General features: G+C 39.4%; 19 protein-coding genes. 4 read left to right on the plus strand and 15 right to left on the minus strand.

Annotated elements, in window-relative coordinates:
* The first annotated feature begins 294 nt into the window (after window positions 1-294).
* On the plus strand, window positions 295-2,772 hold the full coding sequence (locus EHW67_RS04955) for an ATP-binding response regulator (protein WP_126161252.1): 2,478 nt from the start codon (window positions 295-297) through the stop codon (window positions 2,770-2,772).
* On the opposite strand, the gene EHW67_RS04960 is transcribed toward EHW67_RS04955, so the two are convergent.
* The 7 genes from EHW67_RS04960 to EHW67_RS04990 form a co-directional block, all read right to left on the minus strand.
* On the minus strand, window positions 2,747-4,105 hold the full coding sequence (locus tag EHW67_RS04960; protein WP_126161253.1) for a sigma-54-dependent transcriptional regulator: 1,359 nt from the start codon (window positions 4,103-4,105) through the stop codon (window positions 2,747-2,749). The genes EHW67_RS04955 and EHW67_RS04960 overlap by 26 nt on opposite strands.
* Window positions 4,106-4,254: 149 nt before the next feature.
* Window positions 4,255-4,557 (minus strand): hypothetical protein, encoded by a 303-nt coding sequence (locus EHW67_RS04965; protein WP_126161254.1) that lies wholly within the window; start codon window positions 4,555-4,557, stop codon window positions 4,255-4,257.
* Between the two features lie 412 nt (window positions 4,558-4,969).
* A complete protein-coding gene (locus EHW67_RS04970) occupies window positions 4,970-5,269 on the minus strand; it encodes a hypothetical protein (protein ID WP_126161255.1) in 300 nt (99 codons plus the stop codon).
* 293 nt (window positions 5,270-5,562) lie between these two features.
* Window positions 5,563-7,101, minus strand: a complete 1,539-nt coding sequence (locus tag EHW67_RS04975) for a DUF4301 family protein (protein ID WP_126161256.1) — start codon at window positions 7,099-7,101, stop codon at window positions 5,563-5,565.
* A complete protein-coding gene (locus tag EHW67_RS04980) occupies window positions 7,092-7,664 on the minus strand; it encodes an AAA family ATPase (protein WP_126161257.1) in 573 nt (190 codons plus the stop codon). Before EHW67_RS04980 ends, EHW67_RS04975 begins: the two co-directional genes overlap by 10 nt.
* Window positions 7,619-8,257: a nicotinamide riboside transporter PnuC gene (gene pnuC / locus EHW67_RS04985; RefSeq protein WP_126161258.1), complete on the minus strand. Its 639-nt coding sequence runs from the start codon at window positions 8,255-8,257 to the stop codon at window positions 7,619-7,621. Before pnuC ends, EHW67_RS04980 begins: the two co-directional genes overlap by 46 nt.
* A 333-nt stretch (window positions 8,258-8,590) precedes the next feature.
* The gene (locus EHW67_RS04990; protein ID WP_126161259.1) at window positions 8,591-9,223 is read right to left on the minus strand and encodes a 4'-phosphopantetheinyl transferase family protein; all 633 of its coding nucleotides are present in this window, start codon (window positions 9,221-9,223) and stop codon (window positions 8,591-8,593) included.
* Between the two features lie 189 nt (window positions 9,224-9,412).
* Between EHW67_RS04990 and ahcY the strand changes: the two genes are divergently transcribed.
* Together ahcY and EHW67_RS05000 are read left to right on the plus strand one after the other, a co-directional pair.
* Window positions 9,413-10,729: an adenosylhomocysteinase gene (gene ahcY / locus EHW67_RS04995; protein WP_126161260.1), complete on the plus strand. Its 1,317-nt coding sequence runs from the start codon at window positions 9,413-9,415 to the stop codon at window positions 10,727-10,729.
* Window positions 10,730-10,833: 104 nt separating this feature from the next.
* A complete protein-coding gene (locus EHW67_RS05000; protein WP_126161261.1) occupies window positions 10,834-11,937 on the plus strand; it encodes an SDR family oxidoreductase in 1,104 nt (367 codons plus the stop codon).
* Between the two features lie 56 nt (window positions 11,938-11,993).
* On the opposite strand, the gene EHW67_RS05005 is transcribed toward EHW67_RS05000, so the two are convergent.
* The 4 genes from EHW67_RS05005 to EHW67_RS05020 all read right to left on the minus strand — a co-directional run bounded on the left by EHW67_RS05005 (window position 11,994) and on the right by EHW67_RS05020 (window position 14,123).
* Window positions 11,994-12,578, minus strand: coding sequence for a DUF3332 domain-containing protein (locus tag EHW67_RS05005; RefSeq protein WP_126161262.1), 585 nt, complete (start codon window positions 12,576-12,578; stop codon window positions 11,994-11,996).
* A 183-nt stretch (window positions 12,579-12,761) separates the two neighbouring features.
* A complete protein-coding gene (gene rpmA / locus EHW67_RS05010) occupies window positions 12,762-13,022 on the minus strand; it encodes a 50S ribosomal protein L27 (protein ID WP_126161263.1) in 261 nt (86 codons plus the stop codon).
* Window positions 13,023-13,046: 24 nt separating this feature from the next.
* Window positions 13,047-13,565: a 50S ribosomal protein L21 gene (gene rplU / locus EHW67_RS05015; protein WP_126161264.1), complete on the minus strand. Its 519-nt coding sequence runs from the start codon at window positions 13,563-13,565 to the stop codon at window positions 13,047-13,049.
* A gap of 102 nt (window positions 13,566-13,667) precedes the next feature.
* Window positions 13,668-14,123, minus strand: a complete 456-nt coding sequence (locus EHW67_RS05020; RefSeq protein ID WP_126161265.1) for a DUF4199 domain-containing protein — start codon at window positions 14,121-14,123, stop codon at window positions 13,668-13,670.
* Window positions 14,124-14,538: 415 nt separating this feature from the next.
* Here EHW67_RS05020 and EHW67_RS05025 point away from each other — a divergent pair, with 415 nt between their 5' ends.
* Window positions 14,539-14,958, plus strand: a complete 420-nt coding sequence (locus EHW67_RS05025; protein ID WP_126161266.1) for a hypothetical protein — start codon at window positions 14,539-14,541, stop codon at window positions 14,956-14,958.
* A 15-nt stretch (window positions 14,959-14,973) separates the two neighbouring features.
* Here the strand turns inward: EHW67_RS05025 and gldD are convergent, their stop codons facing one another.
* From gldD to mutY, 4 genes are read right to left on the minus strand one after another with little or no spacing between them, the layout of a single operon-like run.
* Entirely contained in the window at window positions 14,974-15,528 is a 555-nt protein-coding gene (gldD, locus tag EHW67_RS05030; protein WP_126161267.1) for a gliding motility lipoprotein GldD, read from the minus strand.
* Window positions 15,518-16,846: a gliding motility-associated protein GldE gene (locus tag EHW67_RS05035; RefSeq protein ID WP_126161268.1), complete on the minus strand. Its 1,329-nt coding sequence runs from the start codon at window positions 16,844-16,846 to the stop codon at window positions 15,518-15,520. The genes gldD and EHW67_RS05035 overlap by 11 nt, the downstream gene beginning before the upstream one ends.
* 25 nt (window positions 16,847-16,871) lie before the next feature.
* Window positions 16,872-17,336 carry a single-stranded DNA-binding protein gene (locus EHW67_RS05040; protein ID WP_126161269.1) on the minus strand — a complete coding sequence of 155 codons (465 nt, stop codon included), beginning with the start codon at window positions 17,334-17,336 and terminating at the stop codon, window positions 16,872-16,874.
* A gap of 24 nt (window positions 17,337-17,360) precedes the next feature.
* Window positions 17,361-18,398, minus strand: a complete 1,038-nt coding sequence (gene mutY, locus EHW67_RS05045) for an A/G-specific adenine glycosylase (RefSeq protein ID WP_126161270.1) — start codon at window positions 18,396-18,398, stop codon at window positions 17,361-17,363.
* Between the last annotated feature and the right edge of the window lie 3 nt (window positions 18,399-18,401).

Below are 18,401 nucleotides of genomic sequence, written 5' to 3' on the forward strand. Positions count from 1 at the left end.
AGGGGCTATTATTCTTGTTAAAAATTCATTTTTGTTTTATCCCAACCCTATTTTAAAGGTCAGAACTAAAACGATGGAAATTCCAAAACGCGATTTTCGCATCCCTTGGCAGCATTACCTGCCCAGGTTCCTTGGGTATAATCTCAGCCTGATTGAACAAGCACCCCTTTGAGACGGCGGCAAATTTACATAGGCCGGTTATAATATCATAATAAATAATTAACTTTTATTTGTAAACCACATGACTCTATATTACGTATTTTAATATACCACCTATAAACTACTTCTGCCTTTATGAATAAGAGCAAGAACAAATTTACGATCAAAATAATGTTCAGCTACCTTATATTAGGTGTACTGGCTTTGGTAGTTGCCTACTATATATTTACGGAAATAAGGGTTTTTGTTTCTACGGACACCGTTGTGGAGAACGATGTTAAGCTTATAAAAACAGGTTCCCTACTCACGGAACTCTATGAGGCCGAAAGTCTTTCCAAACTGGCCCTTCAGAAAAAGACCAATAAGAGTTTTACACTATATGCCCAAAAAATAGATTCCATTTTTATAAGTATAGACTCCCTTAAGCTCCTAACGGATAGCGACAATCAAAAGGGCATGTTGGACAGTGTACAGGATTTACTTAAAAAAAAGGTATATAACAGCAATCAACTTTTACGGTTAAAAAGAAAAAATGAAACCAATAGCTCTATAGACAACGCCATAAGGGAATTTAGCAAAATTGAGGAATCCATGGGCAAAATATCCCCTGAGAGCCTCAACCCCAATTACTCCAATTTGCCTCCAGATGTACAAAGTACCCTAGAAAAATGGGCCGATTATTTAAGTGAGAATGTCCCCAAGGACTCCTCTAACCTTAATACTTCGATACGGGTAGATTCGGTCTTAACGGCATCCAAAACCCTTTTGGCCGAAGCCAAACAAAACAACAGTAGGACGCTGCGTTCCGTAGCGCAAAAGGAATTGGAACTAGGTAGGGCAGACTTGTACATCTCCCAGCAATTGCGCCGTATCATTTCTGCTTTTGAACAGGAGATGTTGCTAAAAACATACAACGAAAACCTTAACAAACAAGCTGCCTTAAAAAGAAGTATCAGGTTGGCCGGTTTTGCCTCCCTACTGGGATTTGCCATTGTAGGATTGTTTACTTTCCTAATTACCAAAGACTACTGGAAGGTACAATTGTACAGACAAAAATTAGAAAAGGAAAAGAAATTTTCAGAATCGCTTCTAAAAAGTAGGGAACAACTAATTTCTACCGTAAGCCATGACCTCCGTACTCCCTTGAACACCATTACCGGGTATTCCGAGCTTATAGAAAACTCCGGTCTCAACAACAAACAACTCAGCTATCTAAAAAATGTTAAATCGGCATCCCTATATGTAGATAGTTTGGTAAACGACCTATTGGACTTTTCCAAATTGGAAGCGGGAAAAATAAAAGTTGAAAAGACCCCATTTATACTGTCGGACCTCATCACAGAAACAGCCGAAAACCTGAGGGAAATACATTCCAAAAAGCTTATAGAGCTTATTTTAAAAATTGATGACCGTTTAGAGAATCCCGTTTTGGGCGATCCCTTTAGAGTAAGACAGATCCTTACCAACCTTATTGGGAACGCCTATAAATTTACCAAGCAAGGATTTATTAGGGTAGATGCCAAAGTAGTACAAGAGCACAACAATGCCTACCAAATCAAAATCAATGTAACGGATTCTGGAATTGGCATTAAAAAAGAAAAGCAAGGGCATATTTTTAAAGAATTTACACAGGCCGAAGAGTATACAGATAAAAAATATGGCGGTTATGGTCTGGGACTTACCATATCCAAAAAGCTTACAGAACTATTGGGCGGGGGAATAAGTCTGGAAAGCGAAGAAAACAAGGGTAGTACTTTTTCCGTAGAATTACCTTTGGAAATATCACAAAAAGCAATGCCCATTGCTCCTAAAATTGAAATTAACCCCAAGTCAGAACTCTCATTGTTAATTATTGATGACGACCCTTCCATGGTAAAGCTCTTAAAAGAAGTATGCATTACCTTAAACATAAATGCACACACCTATAACAACTTTAATAATATTGGAAAAAAGGATGAGATTGGGTATGATATGGTGCTAACCGATATACAAATGCCAAACTTCAGCGGTTTTGATGTTTTATCCAATTTGCGAAACAATGGATACTTACACTATTATGGGCAGCCTATTGTGGCCATGACAGGCAGAAAGGACATTGAAAAAGAACTATATATGAAAGCAGGCTTTTCGGATATCCTACAAAAGCCATTTACAAAAGAAATGCTCCTAGATGTATTGGTGGTCTTGTTCCCTAATACTAGATATGAGGACCCAACTGATGAAACAGAGCGGATACCTGCAACAACTACAGACTCCTCTCTTTTTAATCTACAGCTCATAACCTCCTTTTTAGGAAATGACCAAGAAGGGATAGCCCAAATATTAGAGACCTTTATAAACGATACTTCGTCTAATATGAAGCAATTGGGAACGGCGATTGAAGCCACCGAAATAGAAAAAATTAATACCATTGCACATAGAATGCTACCCATGTTCCGACAACTAGATGCCAAGGATATAATTCCATTATTGGAAGAACTGGAATTGGTGAAAAATAAGGAATTATCAGCCAAGGTCCTGAAACAAAACTACCTTCAAATAAAGAATAAGACTACCGCTTTGGTACTGGCCATTAAATCACACCTTCTTACAAGTCCAAATTATAGTGATTAATTTTATTGTATAAGGTTTTACGTGTAATCTGTAGTAATTTGGCTGCTTTGGATTTATTAAAATTCGCTTGCTTCAACGCCCTAAATATCTGTTCTTTTTCATATTCGGCCTTTGAGAAACTGTCTACCGGCAAATTCACTTCTTTGGTTTTATATACCTCTTTGGGAAGGGCTTCTTTTTCTACATACTGGCCCGTAGTAAGCAAAACAGCCCTTTTTATGATATTCTGTAATTCCCTAAGGTTCCCAGGCCAATGATATTGCTTAAATATCTCCTGAACATCCTTAGAAAAGCCAACTACCTCCTTCCCTAAAGAGCTATTGGCCTTTTTTAAAAAGTAATCGGCAAAAAGCGGTAAATCCTCCAAACGTTCGGACAGGGATGGTATTTCTACCGAAAATTCATTGATCCTATGAAACAGATCCTCCCTAAAAGTACCTTTCTCCACTGCCTCCGTTAAATCTTCATTGGTTGCCGTAACAATACGCACATCTACCGGAATCTCTTTGGTGCTTCCCACCTTTTTAATTTTCCTTTCCTGCAGTGCCCTCAATAATTGAATTTGATTCCCATATGTTAGATTGCCAATCTCATCCAAAAACAGAGTCCCGTGATTGGCAGCCTCAAAATGACCAATTTTATCTTCCACCGCCCCGGTAAAACTCCCCTTAATATGTCCAAAAAATTCACTGGAAGCAATTTCTTTGGGGATTGCACCACAGTCTACCGCTATAAAACTATGGTCCTTGCGCTTACTATTGTCATGTATGGCCCTGGCCGTAACCTCCTTGCCGGTCCCACTTTCGCCGGTTATTAAAACCGACATATCTGTGGGAGCCACCAACTTAACATATTCGTTTAATTTTTTTGAGGCCTCACTTAAACCAGCCACCACCTGTTTACCTACATCATTCCCAGGGGTATTCTTTTGATCGTTACCATCGCTGGAACCAACTGCAATTTCCTTCTTATGTTCTTGGCGCAAAGCACCTTTTATCTGCATTAATATCTCTTCTGGGGTAAAAGGTTTGGAAATATAATCGTATGCTCCTTTTTTCATGGCCTCCACAGCAGAACCAACCTCAGCGTAGCCGGTCATGACTATTACCTGTGTCTGGGAATCTGCCTCCTTGATATGGGCCAATAATTGCACCCCATCATAATCAGGAAGGCGCAAATCGGTCAACACCAAATTATAGGTATTCCGTTCCAACATGGACTTGGCTTCCCTTGCCGTAAAACTTGTGTCCACATCATATTCGTTTCTTATCAGAAACTTCTGCAGCATCTGGCAAAATGCAGCGTCATCTTCAATTATAAGTATTTTAGGCATACATTTTTATTACCTGTTAGAATATTAGTAAAAATACCACATGTATAGCAGTTGCCCTTTAAATTTTTCATAAAAAAAGAAGGGGATTGCAGATTGCAATCCCCTTCTTACCAAACCAACTTGATACAAAACAAATAACTCAAGCTAAATTAAATTTCTATCCAGTTGCCTTCTTTATCGGCATACAAAGTACCTTTTGTACCATCTTCAAGCGCCACTTCCAACTTATACTGTTCCTTTTCATTGGAATAAGCCTTGTTGATGGTTGCCGAAGGGTAATTTATTGACAAAGCTTCGGTCACCGCTTCGGGCACATTATTGGTTTCTATTTCGGTGAAGTCTTCCTGTACAACGGCTTCCTCTGCAGCTGCTGACACTGCGGTCTCAGCTTCCTGGGCAAAAGCAGTTAAACTTCCAAATGACAATACGGCTACAAAAAATAATTTTTTCATGATTTCCATTTTAATAATTAAACTTGCCATATACTATGAAAAGATAATACCAAGTACAGTTTTCAGCCTTTATAATTCACAAATAACTACCTGTCAGAGTGTTACACGTTTTCCTCCTAATTGGTCACTGTGTATTTTTGGGTAATCAAGTTAAAAAGTGGGTAAGCAGTATACACACCTAGACAGTGCTACCTTTCAGTTATCCCCAATACATTCCACTTGGATGTAGGTATTGGAATATTGGGAACAACAGTATTCTCCATTATAGATAAAAAAGGAGCACGGCTGCTCCCTATAAAACAGAATATTAGCACTAAAGCTTATTATACCTATAGGTGTACGGAGTATATAAGACAAAAAAAGGGCCGCGAAATGCGGCCCTGCCAATTCAATAAAATTCCAAATGTACAGCCTACATATCTATCCAGTTTCCTTCTGCATCTGCGTACAGTTCAGAATTGGTACCGTCAGAAAAAGTAACTTCCAGCTTATACTCTTCTTCATCGTTAACATAAGCTGTGGTAATCTCGGCTCCCGCGTGATCTTTTTCCAATGCCTTTGTTACTGCTTCAGGTAAGTCGTCCACACTAATTTCAGTGAAATCCTGCGCAATTATGACCTCCATGATACCATCATGGAAGATTGGAGGAGCTGCCAATACAGGGCTTAAACTTCCCATTGCCATTGCTGTAGCAAATACTAAACTTTTCATATCATTTTTCATGTCTCTTAAATTTTAGATGAATTCTCATTTGTTTCTCACGTAGAATAAAAGGAAAACCGTGCCAATTAACAGTTTAACAGAATAAAGAGTTTAAACAATTGAAATACAGACTATTACGATTTACAAATTAATTATCAAGGGTGTGTAAAACTGTGTAAGGCGCTTAAAAGTGTGTAATAATTACACACTTTTAAGCGCCTTAACTATGAGCTGTAATTACCTTTTACAGCAACTTTTTTTAAATGTCCAAATTTGAAACAGCAACCATTAATAAGACCAGGCTATTTCACCTGATGGGCAGGTTTTAGCAGGTCGTTCACTGTTTTAACAGGGTTAAAGGTTACTAGAGGAACTTCTACAAAAATAGTATTCCAAAATGCCATGGCACCGTTCCATAGCCCGGGCAACTCTAACGCCTTAAGGTCCTTACCTTCCTTGGTCTTTTGAGTAATAAAGCCCTGTTTGGTATCTACGAAATTAAGTAAATTGTATTTCTCCCCCTTATAATTTTTCACCCCGCAGACCAGGTCTACAGGATTAAAATGGGTAGCATTCTTTAAAATATCTACCTGGCTAGGATTCTCCATATCTATTTGTGCCGATTCAATAATCTGAAGTGATATATGCTGTTGTGCATCCTTTATCCAAAAAGGGCCACCACCCGGTTCTCCCTCATTTTTAACCATTCCACAAATACGAATAGGCCTATTAATCTTATCCTTTAGGATTTCTATTTGCTGACCTATGCTGTAGCTGTTGAACTTGTCTATGAAACGAACATTTAATTCCTTCTCCAAAAACAGCTTAATCTTTTGCAGCTGTTCGGTAGAGAGGTTATTGGCGTCCAAGGCCTCGGCATATTCAAAGGCCTTGGCCTGTAACTCCAATAGTAATCCCGCCAAAACCTTTTTGCTTTTGGCTACCTCCGAAGAAAATCTTGGCACCACTACATTATCAATATTCTTTATAAAAATAATATCTGCATCCTGCTCGTTCAGATTCTCTATAAGCGAACCATGACCTGCAGGTCTCAGCAGCAGGGTACCATCAGTATTTCGGAAAGGCTTATTGTCCAAAGTTACCGCAATAGTGTCGGTAGAAGGTTTCTGATAGGAATAGTTTACCGTAAAGGAGGTTGAAGTATCTTTGGACACTCGCTGTCCTGCAGTACTAAATTCATTATTGAACAGTTCACCGTGCTGTTCCGAAATGGTGAAATGCAGATTGGCCTTATTATTAACCTGCGCATATGCCACAGCTTCCTTTAGATGCTCCTCAAAAGGCGTAGCATTATAGGTGCCATAATTATGGAAAGGTAACAACCCTTTAGGATAGAATCCGAAATTTAGCCCTTCCGGTAGAAGCATTTCCTTTACAAAAAGATATTTTTCTTCGTCCTTGGAAGTGGCTTTTCCAGCTATTCTTTTCCGTATTAGGTCATAAAAAGCAAAATTCTCCATGCCATCAAAAAAGCTTTTTACAGCCGTGTCCTTTGTTCTATCCAAATAGCTCTCCAAAGTTTCTTCCTTATGGTCATAGGTATCCAAAAAGTTGAACATGGCCTTAAACATACGCGAAGCAGCCCCGGAGGCAGGAACAAATTTTAGTAGCGAAATGCTATCCTTGGCATTCTCAAAGTTTTGAACCAGCTTTTCCTCCTCATCTTCCGAGAATTTGGAGATTCCGTTGGATATTACCGCAGCACTTTCCAAGCGCACAAATGGAATTCCTTCTTTAAAGGTCTCTATTTGATCTATTATTTTATCCTTGGAAATTCCTTTTTTTTCTAATTGTTTTTTATCCGCTTCTGTTAATTCCATTCTTTTTTTAATAGTTGGTTAATATGGTTCAAGGCCTTGTTAAGCCTTGTTTGCTTAGATCCTTTTAAGATAATAAAATTCCTATTATATTTTTCCAAAGTTTCCTTGAAATATAAAAACATTCGTTCACGGTCATCTGGCTTATCCCTGAGATCATCTTTTTCCCATGGGACGTCTATGTAAGTAAGTAAATAAAGATCGTATTGGTTTTGCAAAGCATACTTTTCCAAGGTGGGGTCACAATAGCCCAAATAGTAGGCTTCAGAATAGACCTTGGTCTCCAATAGGTCCGTATCACAAATTAAAACATCCTTGGCCCTTTTGGTTAACTCATTTTCCAATTTCATTTGTCCTATTGCAATAGGCAACAAATCTTGGGGCTCACAAATCTTTCTTTCATTATCCCATTTTAGCTGAAGATAGTCCCGTGCATATTCCGGGACCCATTGCGTATCATAATGTTCGGCCAAGTCTTGGGAAAGTGTTGTTTTACCGGTAGATTCCGGACCAAACAAAACTACTTTAACAATATCTGAGGGCTCTTGTTTAAACTCTTCTTCCATGCCAGGTATCCAAAAATTGCGATAATGGTAAATAAAAAATACTGTATTGAAGTAAAGATAAGTCCTTTGTATAAATAAAGTGGTACGGATATAATATCACCTATGATCCAGTACACCCAGTTCTCCAATTTTTTCCTGGCCATCAACCACATGCCCACAAAAAAAATGGCAGTTGTCATAGCATCCAAATAGGCGGTCCAACTATCAAACTTATCAAAAATCAGATACACCAATACCACAAATAAGACCGTAGCCACAAATAGGGCCAAAGACCATTTCTTCTCCTTTAATGAAGTAGTGGTTATGGGAATAAAATGGGTCTCATCTACCTTTCGCGTCCATACATACCAACCGTAAACGCTCATGGCAAAATAGTAAGCATTGATCAACATATCTCCCAAAAGTCCAAAGACCAACAAAATATATACAAAAATTCCAGTGCTAATTATACCGGTTGGGAAGACCAAAATATTCTCTCGCATAGAATACCAAACACTTAAAAACCCAAATACCACCCCTATCATCTCCAAAACAATCAAATACGTAGGCGTACCTTGGTACTGGACAAAAATCCAATCAAAAATGTGACTCATAATAGCTTTTCTCAGGTTTTACAATTTGCTTTAAAATGAATAGTAACTCCTTATTCCAGAACATATAAAATTCCTTATTTATACTTTTTATTGAAACCATCCAATTGCTATAGGCCTAATTCCCAATTTTCCATAACGGTTTTCACAGAAATTCTCGGAGCAAAAAAGCCAAATCAAAAGGAATTGGAATGCCTTAAAGATTTCCAATTGCACAATCCAACCAATAAATGACCCTGATATATTAGCTTGGAAAATTAGAGAAACAAACCCATCAATACACAAATAACCCAGTTATAATCTGCTATTTTTATTTAAGTGCTTCTTAAGTTGCCACTAATTCTTAATAGCATATACACAGGTATACCCTTCAAATTCCAAAAAATGTACATCGTAATGGGAAGTTTTTCCTTTATGGAGAATAGTACCCTTTGTCCCAGAATCGGACAGGGAAAAGTCGGTAATATTTATGTGGTGCAAGAAACTTAGCCCATGTTGGGCATAAATCTTATAGAGGGACTCCTTGGCTCCCCAAACAATAGTCAGTTTTCTTATCAAGGCATCGGAATTGGCCACGGTCTTATACTCCTCTAATGGGGTATATTTATTGGCAATGCTCAAAATCTTGTCGCGCTGCATTTCAATATCGATTCCCACCTCTTTGGAATCGCAAATTATTATTCCTGTAAACTCGTGCGAATGGGTAATGGAAATAAACTTACCATCCTTTAAATGCGGTTTGCCGGCATCGTCATAAAACAAATCATGATCTACATAACCCTCGGCAGCCAATAAATGCCTAATACTTAAAAAGCCCCTCCTGTGCAGTTCAGATTTCATTTTTGTCATACGATTATGGCAATGTGGGGTTAACACAATACCCTCCGCAAGTTGGGATTCTGTTTCCTGAACTTTCCAAATCAATACTTTAGCATTTTGATCTGCCGTAAATGTTTTATAAAGAGGCATTGGTTTATTTAAGTTATTACTACCTTTGCAAATGCAAAAAATAAGATAATTGTTCTCTTACTAAAATAAAATAAAAAAGGTGAAGAACTAAGCGAATCGCAGAAATTCTTTGATTAAAATATTTTTTACATTCCACACCTTAATAAATTTAGCTTAAGCAGAGCCATTAACCATAACAAAGATAAATAAATGAGCACTAAAACTATTCCTTACGTACCCTACAAAGTAAAAGATATTAGCTTGGCCAGTTGGGGAAGAAAAGAAATTGAACTTGCAGAAGCCGAAATGCCCGGCCTAATGTCCTTAAGGGAGGAATATGGCGAGGAACAGCCTCTAAAAGGAGCACGTATTGCAGGTTGCTTACACATGACCATACAGACAGCTGTATTAATTGAGACCTTGGTGGCCCTCGGCGCCGATGTAACTTGGAGTTCATGCAACATATTCTCTACACAGGATCAGGCGGCAGCTGCCATTGCAGCAGCTGGTATACCGGTATATGCTTGGAAGGGAATGACCGAAGAGGAGTTTAACTGGGCCATTGAACAAACCTTGTTCTTTGGGGAAGATCGACAACCTCTAAACATGATATTGGATGATGGTGGCGACCTTACCAATATGGTACTGGATACCTATCCAGAATTGGCAAGTGGCATAAAAGGACTTTCCGAAGAAACCACTACCGGTGTTCACAGGTTGTACGAACGGGTTAAAAAAGGAACCTTGCCTATGCCTGCGATCAATGTAAACGACTCTGTTACCAAATCCAAATTCGATAACAAGTACGGATGTAGGGAAAGTGCGGTAGATGCTATCCGTAGGGCTACCGATACCATGCTAGCAGGAAAAAGAGTTGTTGTTGCCGGATACGGTGATGTAGGTAAGGGTACCGCAGCATCTTTTAAAGGGGCAGGTGCTATAGTTACCGTAACAGAAATAGATCCTATTTGCGCCCTTCAGGCTGCCATGGACGGCTTTGAGGTTAAAAAAATGGATACCGTGATTGGTAATGCCGACATTGTGATTACCACAACCGGAAACAAGGATATTATACAGTCCCAACATTTCAAAGCAATGAAAGACAAGATCATTGTTTGTAATATTGGCCATTTTGACAATGAAATAGATATGACTTGGCTAAACAATAACTACGGCCACACCAAGGATGAAATTAAGCCACAGGTAGACAAATACACCATTGATGGCAAGGACATTATTGTATTGGCGGAAGGTAGATTGGTAAACTTGGGATGTGCCACAGGACACCCTAGTTTTGTAATGAGTAACTCCTTTACAAACCAAACCTTGGCACAGATAGAACTCTGGAACCACAGTGACAAATACAAAAATGAGGTGTATATGCTGCCAAAACATTTGGACGAAAAAGTAGCTGCCCTGCATTTGGCCCGACTAGGAGTTGAATTGGAGACCCTAAGACCGGAACAGGCAGAATATATTGGCGTAACAGTTGAAGGCCCTTTTAAACCGGACTATTACAGATACTAAGCCCTAGACTTTAGCTAAAGTTTCAGGACACTTTTACAAGAAATCAAAATCCTTATCGACCTATATGATAAGGGTTTTGATTTTTTTAATTCAGCACTACCCTTATGAACATACTCTTAACAGGAGCCACGGGAACCTTGGGTTCCAGGGTGCTATTTTCATTAATGGAACAAAGGTTCAACAGCCTTAACACCATTTACCTCCCTGTTCGAAAAAAATCTCACCAGACTCCCAAGACAAGGATTTTAAACATTGTAAATAGTGAATTTGCAACGGATTTTATCAAAGAAAACCTAGCTGCGGTAGTAAAAAAGATTAAGGTGGTGGACGCCGAGCAATTATTGGATCCCGATTCTTTTCTTGGGAACCACAAATTGGATTATTTTATACACTCGGCAGGATTTGTAAACCTCTCTACCCACCCCGAGGCAGAACAAGAAGTGTTTAGTCAAAACCTTCAGTTTACCAAGAACATTTTTAACAGCTATTCCAACTACATTGGAAAGTTCGTTTACATCAGTACAGCCTTTGCCTCTGGAAATGTAGGTGGACTAATTGGGGACGATTATTCCCTTTTGGATAACCGGGACTATCGCAATCATTATGAAGCCTCAAAACACGCTGCCGAAAAATTCCTAATAAAAACTGGAAAAGAGAAGAATATTCCAGTTCAAATCCTAAGGCCCAGTGTTCTTGGAGGAAATATTAACGAGCCTCCCAATTATTTTATTTCCAAGTATATGGTGTTCTATCTTTTTGCAAAATTTTTCCACAACCATAATTCCAAGGACAGCATACGCCTTACCATAGAGCAAAGTGCAGGATTGAATATTATTCCCACAGATTATGTCGCACAGGTGATTGCCAAGGTTATTTCCCATGATATAGGGCAATTGAACATTGTGAACTCCACAGAGACCAATATGATAAAAGGAATATCAAGGATTTTAGATGTTGTAGGCTTTTCCAATTTTAGTTTTACCGAAGACCCTATCAATACCACAACGGGCTTTGCCTCCAAAACAGAGGAATTCTATTACCAGACCATTGGAATGCATTTGCTTCCCTATATGACCTCCAAGCCTAACAAATGGGACACACGTCTCCTGGAAAGCATTTTACCCATTCCCTCCTATAATTTAGAGGACTACCTTTCCAAAACCGTGGCCTTTGCCATGTTGCACAATTTCCGCAATCAAAAGTGGTAGTGTCCCATCGTCCAATTTACCAGTTCAGACACTGGACAGAAGCTTAAAAACCTTTCTTAGTACGCCTTGGCCACTCTACTATTCTGATCAAAACAAAGGGCATGTTCCTTAACCAACGCCAAACCTTCTTCCTTGGTCTGCATTGGATCTATCTTTATACCTTCACCATCGGGGGTATGGACCAAATAGAACCCATCTTCAAAAGAGGATAGTTTAATAATCTCACCACTGGGCCTAATTGCGTTCCAAGACTTTTCATGTGGCTTATAGAGCAAATCCAGCTTTTCTCCTTTTTTAGGACCCTGAAGCACCTTTATTTCCAATCTGTTCTTTGTGGCCAGCATTCTAATGGTATTTCCATCGTGCTCTACGATCTGCATTTCAGAATCGCCCTCCTCCATAGCAATTGGGTTGGAGCCGGACCAGAATTCGATTACATTAAAAATAACCGCGTCCCCAACAAAGAAAATACCATAAACGGGAATAATATTAAGTCCCCAGAAAATTAAATTATTCACAAACTTACTATTAGAGACATTTTGATTCCAATCTTTTAGGTTATTAAAGGCTCCAAAAGAACCCAAACAACTGGAAAACAACAAAGAAAGAGACAAAAAACTACAGGCTAGCATTTTTTTCATGACATTTATTTTTAGGATTTCCCCTAAAATATAAAAGCCTCAATTATCTACTGTCCCCATTTAAATTTATTGCTAACCCAAACGCATATGTAAAGGGATGTAAAAGCCAGAAAAAAGTATTAAAACAAAAAAACCCTTCCCATTTCTGGAAAGAGTTTTTATAAATTTTAAAGCTAGTATATACTAAGCCTCAAATGGCTCTACGGAAACAAACGATTTTCCGCCAGCTTTCTTTTGAAATTTAACAAGACCATCTACTCTTGCATGCAAAGTATGATCTTTTCCAGCATAAACATTTTCACCTGGATTGTGTTTTGTACCACGCTGTCTTACAATGATGTTTCCAGCGACGGCAGCTTGGCCACCATAAATCTTAACCCCTAAGCGTTTCGATTCTGATTCCCTACCGTTTTTAGAACTACCTACACCTTTCTTATGTGCCATGATATATTGTTTTAATACTTGTTATTAACTTAAAGCGGCAATCAATTCTGCTTTTTTCATTGAAGAATACCCTTCAACTCCTTTAGCTTTTGCCATTTCCCTTAGCTCAGCAACCGTATTTTTACTTAAATCGTCGGTAGCTTTTGCTTCTGCCTTTTTAGGCGCTTCAGCTTTTGCCTCTGCTTTTTTTGCAGCTGGCTTAGCATCTTTCTTTGCGGCTTTTTTGGCTCCAGAGGCAGTAATACCTTCAATTACCAATTCCGTCAAATACTGACGATGACCGTTTTTCTTCTTGTAACCTTTACGTCTTTTCTTCTTAAAGACAATTACCTTATCACCCTTTAGGTGCTTAATGACTTTAGCCTCAACAGCGGCTCCGTCTATAGCTGGGGCGCCAATTGTAATGTTACTACCATCTTCCAACAAAAGAACATTGTCAAAGGTTACTTTGCTACCTTCTTCGTCCTGTAAACGGTGAACATACACTTTTTGGTCTTTCGCAACTTTAAATTGCTGCCCTGCTATCTCTACAATTGCGTACATAGCTTATGTGTTATTTATAAAATTAAGAACTAGCCCAACATCTGGTCAAGCGGGTGCAAATATACTCCTAAATCCTTAATCTACAAGTGTTTTTTTGGATTTTTAAACTGATTTTCGCTTCAGGTTGTTAGAAGACTTGAACAATTGCATAAACGACAGGGTCAGAACAAGGGTAGTGGCAAACCCCATAATGGCTACGGTAAAGAAAACTATGCCTTCGGAAGTATTGTAATCTTTGAACCACACCTCAGAGAGTTCTCCCAAAAACCCAACGTTTATCTCTGTGGAATAAAAAGCAAAGAAAAGTGTAAATATCAAAGTTCCCACAAAGCCCGTCACTATTCCGGCAGTAAATCCACTTCCATAATTAAAAGCTACCCCCTGCTTGAGCCTAAAATATTTTATGGCCTCATATATACCAAATCCTGTTATAACCCCATTGAACAAACTATAATAGATATTGGTATGCAAGTTAAAAAGAGACAACAATAAAAAGTAGGCAATCAAAGAGCCGCTTACGGCTATGCCAAACCTAATGGGAAGAGCGAACTGTTTCATAGTAAGTATTGTTTTTAGGTTATGCATTTAATTTACAGAATTTTAATGATTTATGCACGCAAATTAACATAGAATTGCCACTGATACCCCTGAGCCCTTTAAATACAACCACCCCGCAAATAAAGCTCCTTACTTTTTTTTAGGATTTTTCATCCAATGCCCCACAAAACCGCCATTTCCCAAAACAATCAAGCAGCCCCCAATACACATTTAGACCCTGGAATTAGGGCATACACAATATCCCATGTCCTAGTAGACAAAAAAAATGGAACAAAAACAGATCGGACAACAACCCTAAATTAGTATCTTTATACCCTTAAAAAGCGCAAGGCCCACTAAGCTTATCCTATAGGTGTATTTCCTATAAACACACCAAAAGCAAACGGGTTACGCCCGGCACAATAAATCTGTACTGATGACTAAAAAACACTTAATCCTATTTCTTGCGACACTAATCACCATTACCCACTCCTGTAAGGAAGAGAACAAGGAGAATTCCCAAATGAAGCAGGTAATGGCCATCCATGACGAGGTTATGCCAAAAATGGGAACCATAGGTAAACTGGTGTCCCAATTGGATGAAAAAATAACCAATGACACCACTTCAGATTCAATGGCGGCTGCCAGAGAGGATTTAAAGGCCGCACATAAGGCAATGATGGATTGGATGAAAGGATTTGGGGAACGCTTCGATGGTGATGAGATATTAAAAGGCAAGGCTCTGACCCCAGAAAAACAAAAATGGTTAGACGAAGAGGAGTCCAAAGTGAAGGCACTACGGGATCAGATAAACACCAGCATCAGCAGGGCACAAGAATTACTTAAGAACCACTAATTGGGAGATTAACCATTATTCCTTCCAACGCAGGGAAGTAATGATATTTCTAATATCCTGCTGCAGATATACAGCCGCTGGCAAGATGGAGTCATAGTTGGGCTTGGCATAAAAATAAAGGGAACCCGTAACAAAATGACGGGTACTGTCCGTTACGTAAAACTGGGACTGGGAAGCAGCATCTCCCTTTACCTCATAATACATACCATACACATCATTGGGCCGGTTCACCACCGGCTCCTCGTAAATACCGTCGGCTTTTACAACATGCTCATAACTCAGTTTTTGTGCATCGGAGAGCAGCTTGTCCAAATTACCGTCCACCTTCTTGTAATTCACAAATATGGAACCCCTCATCAAGGGGTAATCCAAAACAAAGGAAGTACCGGATTGGGATTTTAACCTGGCCATTTCATTGTACCTAAGCACAAAATGATCGGTTTCCAAGACCTTTTCCTTACCCGCAGGGTATTCCAGACGTAGCATAGCCTTGGGCTTGGGCAGCACATCATCCTTACAGGCCGACATGGCAATTATCGCAAAACATAAAATTCCCCAACTATACTTCATGTGGCAATGTAATTTTTATTTGTTTTAACCGCTTTTTATCCAAGCTCTCCACAACAAACTGATACTCTTTAAAACGGACCACCTCACCCCTCTTGGGAAAACTACCCGCAATCTCCAGGACAAAGCCCGCTACGGTTTCAGATTCACCTTTTTGCTCTTCAAAATCTTCTTCATCCCCTATTTTGGCCACCCTATAAAAATCCTTTAAGGTGGTTTTGCCGTCAAATACATAGTTAAAATCGTCCAACTTGGAAAATATCAAATCCTCATCATCAAATTCATCGCTAATATCCCCCACAATTTCCTCAATAATATCCTCCAATGTCACTATTCCGGAAGTCCCCCCGTACTCATCCACCACTATTGCCAGGTGGTTCTTTTTGGTTTGAAAGTCCAATAACAGATTATCGAGTTTTTTATTTTCAGGAACAAAGTATGGCTCCCTGATCAAGGACATCCAATTAAAAGCCTTACGGTCTATATACGGCAGCAGATCCTTTACATACAAGACCCCCAAGACATTATCCATATTTTCTGAAAAAACAGGAATCCTGGAATATCCATGTGTCTTTATTTCCTCCAAAACCTCTGGGAATTTCATTTCCTCGTTCAGTGCAAAAATATCTATCCTTGGTCGCATTACCTGTTTGGTATCTGTATTGCCAAAAGACACTATACCCTCCAAAATTTTCTGTTCCTCAACAGTGGTATCGCCCTCAGAGGTAAGCTCTAAAGCCTGGGACAAATGCCCCACACTAAGGCTACTCTTCTGCTTACCAAATTTGTTGTACATATAGATGGTTGCCGAGCGCATAGGCATACTTAAAGGACTAAAAATTAGATCCAACATCTTTAGGGGATACGCCATAAAAAAAGCAAAGGTAAACCTGTTCCTGTTGGCATACACCTTGGGCAGGATCTCCCCGAACATCAAGATTAAAAAGGTAACCACCACCACCTCTAAAAGAAAACGCACGGGAACAACCCCCAATACCAAATAGGTAATATCAGAAAATATGGTATTGCCTATTTCATTGAACAACAGCACCACACCAATATTAATGGTGTTATTGGCAATTAGAATAGTGGCCAGCAGTTTTTTGGGGCGGTCCAAAAGCTGGACAATAACTTTGCCTTTGGCAGTCTTTTTTTCCTCAATTTGGTTTACATCGGTTGGCGACAGACCAAAAAAAGCAACTTCGGCCCCAGAAATAAGGGCAGAACAAAACAAAAGAATAATTAGTATTGCGATTTTTATGGTAAAACCGCTCTCGATCGCGACAAAATTCAACAATAAACTAAGGGGGTCTGGGTCCAATAGTCAGATTTTAAATTTAATTAGATTAGAATGGCAGATCGTCCTCCTGTTCAGCTTCACTTCCCCCTAAGGGTTCGCTTGCCTTATTTGTTGTTGGAGACGGACTCTGCTGTGGCTTTTGATTTGCCGATTGCGCATTGGCATTGCTATCACTTTTTGTGCTTAAAAAGGTAAAGTCATGAACATGAACCTCTGTAGTATACCGGGTATTGCCATCTTCCCCTTGCCACTGACGGTTTTTTAATCGCCCCTCAACATATATTTTATCGCCCTTACCCAGGTATTTTTCACAAATTTCCGCCGCCTTGTTCCTTACAACAACATTATGCCAATCTGTATTGGTAACCCTCTCACCTGTTTGCTTATTGGTATAGGTCTCGTTGGTTGCCAAGGGAAACCTCCCTATACAGTTGCCACCATCAAAATAGTGGATTTTGACCTCATCTCCCAAATGCCCTATCAGCATTACCTTGTTTAGTGTTCCGCTCATAACTTCTTTATTAGTTCAAAAGTACTAAATTTTAAGCGTTTTAATGAAATCTGCGATTAAAACTGGAACGGGATACTTGTGCAATTCCCCAATTGGTATTCCCTCCTCTAGATTAGCGCTGGGCGTTACGATCCAAAACCTGGTATGCAAGTGCTGATGGGAAAGCTTGTGAACTATTTTATCCTCATTATGAAGATACACCTCTGACGGTTCTTCCAACCCTTCATAATTTGCTAAATTTTCGGTAAGATCACCAACCTCTATATCCTTCCCTGTTTCCAGTAGCGGAAATTCATATAAATTTTGCCATATCCCCTTCCCTCTACGTTGCCGTAGCATTGTTTTTTTATTTCCGTCTATGGGCACCAAATAATTAAAAAAGCGATGGCGAACCTTGTTCTTTTTTAATTTAACCGGCAAACTACCAACGCTATTTGTTGAAAAGGCAACACAGCTATCTTGAAGGGGACATTCCCTGCAATTGGGATTCTGGGGCGTACATTGCAAGGCCCCAAATTCCATAATCCCTTGATTGTAATAACGTATATTGGCCGTATCCATGACTTTCGTGGCCTTTTCCTTAAAATAATGCACACCTTCCCTACTATTTATAGGTAAGTCTATCCCGTAGTAGCGGGCCAAGACCCTGTAGACATTACCATCTACAACAGCTTTTGGCAAATTAAAGCAGATAGAGGCAATGGCACTGGCCGTGTAATCGCCCACTCCCTTAAGACTTAAAAGCTCCTTATAGCTACTGGGGAACTTCCCGTTATATTCTTCGGTAATTATTTTTGCTGTTGCGTGTAAATTTCTTGCCCTGGAATAGTACCCCAACCCCTGCCAAAGTTTTAGTACCTCCTCCTCTTTGGCCCTGGCTAAATCTTGAACTTGGGGATAAGCCTTTACAAACTTCAGATAATAGGGGATTCCCTGTGCCACCCGAGTCTGTTGCAACATTATTTCCGAAAGCCAAATACGGTATGGATCATTTGTTTCCCGCCACGGCAAAAGCCTCTTATTTTCCTTGTACCACTGTAAAATTAATCTAGAAAAATTCATCTA

Source organism: Arenibacter aquaticus (assembly GCF_003957295.1).
GTDB lineage: Bacteria > Bacteroidota > Bacteroidia > Flavobacteriales > Flavobacteriaceae > Arenibacter > Arenibacter aquaticus.

What these genes read in the sequence shown, in the direction of transcription:
- EHW67_RS04970 (WP_126161255.1), bottom strand. Translation starts at nt 5,269, where the DNA reads ATGAAAAGTTTAGTATTTGCTACAGCAATGGCAATGGGAAGTTTAAGC.
- mutY (WP_126161270.1), bottom strand. Translation starts at nt 18,398, where the DNA reads ATGAATTTTTCTAGATTAATTTTACAGTGGTACAAGGAAAATAAGAGG.
- rpmA (WP_126161263.1), bottom strand. Translation starts at nt 13,022, where the DNA reads ATGGCACATAAGAAAGGTGTAGGTAGTTCTAAAAACGGTAGGGAATCA.
- EHW67_RS04960 (WP_126161253.1), bottom strand. Translation starts at nt 4,105, where the DNA reads ATGCCTAAAATACTTATAATTGAAGATGACGCTGCATTTTGCCAGATG.
- pnuC (WP_126161258.1), bottom strand. Translation starts at nt 8,257, where the DNA reads ATGAGTCACATTTTTGATTGGATTTTTGTCCAGTACCAAGGTACGCCT.
- EHW67_RS05020 (WP_126161265.1), bottom strand. Translation starts at nt 14,123, where the DNA reads ATGAAACAGTTCGCTCTTCCCATTAGGTTTGGCATAGCCGTAAGCGGC.
- ahcY (WP_126161260.1), top strand. Translation starts at nt 9,413, where the DNA reads ATGAGCACTAAAACTATTCCTTACGTACCCTACAAAGTAAAAGATATT.
- EHW67_RS05005 (WP_126161262.1), bottom strand. Translation starts at nt 12,578, where the DNA reads ATGAAAAAAATGCTAGCCTGTAGTTTTTTGTCTCTTTCTTTGTTGTTT.
- EHW67_RS04980 (WP_126161257.1), bottom strand. Translation starts at nt 7,664, where the DNA reads ATGGAAGAAGAGTTTAAACAAGAGCCCTCAGATATTGTTAAAGTAGTT.
- EHW67_RS05000 (WP_126161261.1), top strand. Translation starts at nt 10,834, where the DNA reads ATGAACATACTCTTAACAGGAGCCACGGGAACCTTGGGTTCCAGGGTG.
- EHW67_RS05040 (WP_126161269.1), bottom strand. Translation starts at nt 17,336, where the DNA reads ATGAGCGGAACACTAAACAAGGTAATGCTGATAGGGCATTTGGGAGAT.
- EHW67_RS04965 (WP_126161254.1), bottom strand. Translation starts at nt 4,557, where the DNA reads ATGAAAAAATTATTTTTTGTAGCCGTATTGTCATTTGGAAGTTTAACT.
- rplU (WP_126161264.1), bottom strand. Translation starts at nt 13,565, where the DNA reads ATGTACGCAATTGTAGAGATAGCAGGGCAGCAATTTAAAGTTGCGAAA.
- EHW67_RS04990 (WP_126161259.1), bottom strand. Translation starts at nt 9,223, where the DNA reads ATGCCTCTTTATAAAACATTTACGGCAGATCAAAATGCTAAAGTATTG.
- EHW67_RS04955 (WP_126161252.1), top strand. Translation starts at nt 295, where the DNA reads ATGAATAAGAGCAAGAACAAATTTACGATCAAAATAATGTTCAGCTAC.
- EHW67_RS04975 (WP_126161256.1), bottom strand. Translation starts at nt 7,101, where the DNA reads ATGGAATTAACAGAAGCGGATAAAAAACAATTAGAAAAAAAAGGAATT.
- gldD (WP_126161267.1), bottom strand. Translation starts at nt 15,528, where the DNA reads ATGAAGTATAGTTGGGGAATTTTATGTTTTGCGATAATTGCCATGTCG.
- EHW67_RS05025 (WP_126161266.1), top strand. Translation starts at nt 14,539, where the DNA reads ATGACTAAAAAACACTTAATCCTATTTCTTGCGACACTAATCACCATT.